Consider the following 2,917-nt stretch of genomic DNA (forward strand, 5'->3'; position numbering starts at 1 on the left):
ACTTGAGTCTGCGTCAGAGCATTATGGATGAGCTTGAATTCCAGCCTGAGATCGATGCCGCCAACATCGGTGTGACCGTGGACAATGGCGTCGTCACGCTCACCGGGCACGTTAAGAGCTACGCGCAAAAAGTCAGCGCGGAACGCGCGGTAAAAAGCATAAAAGGGGTACGGGCCGTGGCCGAAGAAATTCAGGTCAGGCCGATGAAAAGCGCGGGCACGGCGGACGACGCCATTGCCTCCCGCGCCTTGAATATCCTCACCTGGAGCTCCGACATTCCCGAACAGGACATCAAAGTCATCGTGCAGAAAGGGTGGATCACCCTTGAAGGCGAAGTGGACTGGCAGTACCAGAAAGAAACCGCCGAGATGGCCGTGCGCAAGCTGTCGGGAGTGGTAGGTGTGGACAATCGGCTCACCCTTCGCCCGCAGGTGAACGTGGAGGATATCCAGCGTCGTATCGAAGAAGCCCTCAAGCGCAATGCCGAAGTCGATGCCCAGGAAATTCACGTCAAGGTCGAAGGCGATGTGGTGAAGCTGGAAGGCAAGGTTCATTTGTGGCGCGAACGTAAGATCGCCGAACGTGCCGCCTGGTCAGTACCGGGGGTGAGGCAAGTGGATGATCATCTGCGCATTGCCTGAGTCAATGAGCCCGGGGAACCTGTAATTCCCCGGGATACCAAGCACTTGCGACGGGCCAACGGTTCTCCGTTTGTCGATTGCTTCCGGCGATCTTCCGAACGGAATCCGTGCCCTGGCGCACAACACCTATGCTTTATATATAACCCCCATGGCGCCATTGACATGACCGAAGTCCGCCTGCTTCAGGGTCAACACCTCAAGGCTGCCTGTTCCAATTGCAGTGTATTAGAGTTTTGCCTGCCTTTTGGTCTCGACAAACTGGAACTCGAGCGCCTGGACAAGCTGATTTTGCAACGGTTCAAGGTCAGGAAAGGCGCCCCCCTCTACCGCGCAGGCGATCCCTTGCACTTGCTGTATGCGATCCGTATTGGCTCATTCAAGACCAGCGTGCTGTCGCTCGATGGCCGCGAGCAGGTCACCGGCTTCCAGTTGCCCGGCGAGATGCTCGGCCTGGACGCCATTAGCGCCGAAGAGCACACCTGCAATGCATTTGCTCTGGAGGACAGTGAAGTCTGTCCCATCCATTTTTCTCAGCTGGAAAAACTCGCCCGGGAGCTGCCGGCACTGCAACACAACCTGAACAGGTTTCTGAGCCGTGAAATCGTCCGCGATCACGATCTGCTGATGATGTTGGGCAACATGAACTCGGATGAGCGTCTGGCCGCCTTTCTGCTGAACCTGTCGCTACGCTTGAGCATGCGTGGCTACTCATCCAGCGAATTCATACTCAAGATGCGGCGCGACGAAATAGGCTCCTACCTGGGGTTGCGCCTGGAAACCATCTGCCGGGGTATCGCCCATCTGCGGGAACAGGAGCTGGTGGAAATAGCCGGTCGTGAGGTCAAGGTGCTGAACATGCACGGGCTCAAGCAGCTGGTCGCCGGTTGCCATTCGGTGGCCCTCCACTGACGCTGTATGGCTTTTCAACGCTTATCAAGGTAACGAAACAACTCTTCCTCCTGATCGAAGTGCAGCCGCACGAGGGTATCCAGGCGGATCAACTGATGCTGGATCTCATCGACAGAAGCTGTTGCAGGGTCGGCACTGAAATCCGTGCTCATGCGCGCCAGCAAATGGATCAGGCGAAAGATCTCGCGGTGGACGTGGCTCATCGCCGACATGGGGTCCTCGCCGGGCAGGCTTTGCGTCAACAGCGGATACAGGTTTTTTTCGTCGTCCCGTTCATGGCGGGCCAGTGATTCCTGCAGGTTTTTTACCAGCGCCAGCAAGTCGCTCTGCGCTTGCTCGAGTGGGCGCTGGGCGAAGTCGCTTGCCAGTTGATGCAGATCGCTGAGTACCGAAGCGAGCTGGTCGTGTTCGTCTTGCAGATGATCGATATGCTCGGCGGCCAGCTTGCGTTGGCGCAAACCCGGTAACGGCCCCAATGCACGCAAGGCATTGAAGATGATCACCACGTCGATGCCCTCCTGCACCACGGCACCGACCAGCGGTGGCAAGTAGCCGAAGGCGGCTACCCCCATGGCCAGCACCGACATGCCCATGCCGGCCAATACACCTTGACGGGCGATGTGGCGGGTCTGACGGGCGATGTCCAACGCCTCGACCAGACGATCCAGACGATCCACCAGCAGCACCACACCCGCTGCTTGCGCGGACGCCGTGGCACCGCTCGCCCCCATGGCCACCCCGACATTGGCCGCCGCCAGGGCGGGGGCATCGTTGATGCCATCACCGACCATCAGTGTGCTGGCGTGCTGGCAGGCATCCTGTACCGCACGCACCTTGTCCCCAGGACTCAACCCGGCACGCAACTCGTCGATCCCGGCCGACAGTGCAATCATCTCGGCGGTTTCCACGCGATCGCCCGTGAGCATGACGATCCGCTCGATGCCTCTGTTGCGCAGTCGGCGCAGGGTCAGCGGGGTTTCCCGACGCAGCTTGTCGGAGAAGATCAGCAGGCCCGCGAGAGCCCCGTCCACTTCAACGAAGCTGCCGCTGCACGCCAGGTAATCCATGCGACGCAGCATGGTGGCGGCCCAGTCGCCAACCGGTGATTCATTCTGAACAAAGGACAACGTGCCGAAACGCACCCGCAGGCCATCAATCAACCCGCAGAGCCCCGAGCCCGGGCTTTCCTCGACCGCCTGCGGCACGCTGAGCGGCAATCCACGCTGACAGGCCGCCTCGACAATGGCCTGGGAGATGGGGTGCGTCGAGGCCTGTGCCAGCGAAGCGGCCAGGCCCAGCAGACGCTGTGGATCGAGCGCTCCGTTGGTCTCGATCGACTGCAAACGGGCGTGGCCGCTGGTCAACGT

3 protein-coding genes are annotated in these 2,917 nt (G+C 60.0%); 2 read left to right on the top strand and 1 reads right to left on the bottom strand.

Features of this window, described 5'->3' with window-relative positions:
* The first annotated feature begins 2 nt into the window (after window positions 1-2).
* Both AC1DLB_RS26630 and fnr read left to right on the top strand, forming a co-directional pair.
* Window positions 3-641, top strand: coding sequence for a BON domain-containing protein (locus AC1DLB_RS26630; RefSeq protein ID WP_477785971.1), 639 nt, complete (start codon window positions 3-5; stop codon window positions 639-641).
* A gap of 162 nt (window positions 642-803) precedes the next feature.
* Window positions 804-1,550, top strand: a complete 747-nt coding sequence (gene fnr, locus AC1DLB_RS26635; protein WP_457326943.1) for a fumarate/nitrate reduction transcriptional regulator Fnr — start codon at window positions 804-806, stop codon at window positions 1,548-1,550.
* A gap of 14 nt (window positions 1,551-1,564) precedes the next feature.
* Here the strand turns inward: fnr and AC1DLB_RS26640 are convergent.
* A partial coding sequence (locus tag AC1DLB_RS26640; RefSeq protein WP_477785972.1) for a heavy metal translocating P-type ATPase occupies window positions 1,565-2,917 on the bottom strand: 1,353 nt, incomplete at its 5' end.

This window comes from Pseudomonas sp. 05N434, from assembly GCF_056396965.1.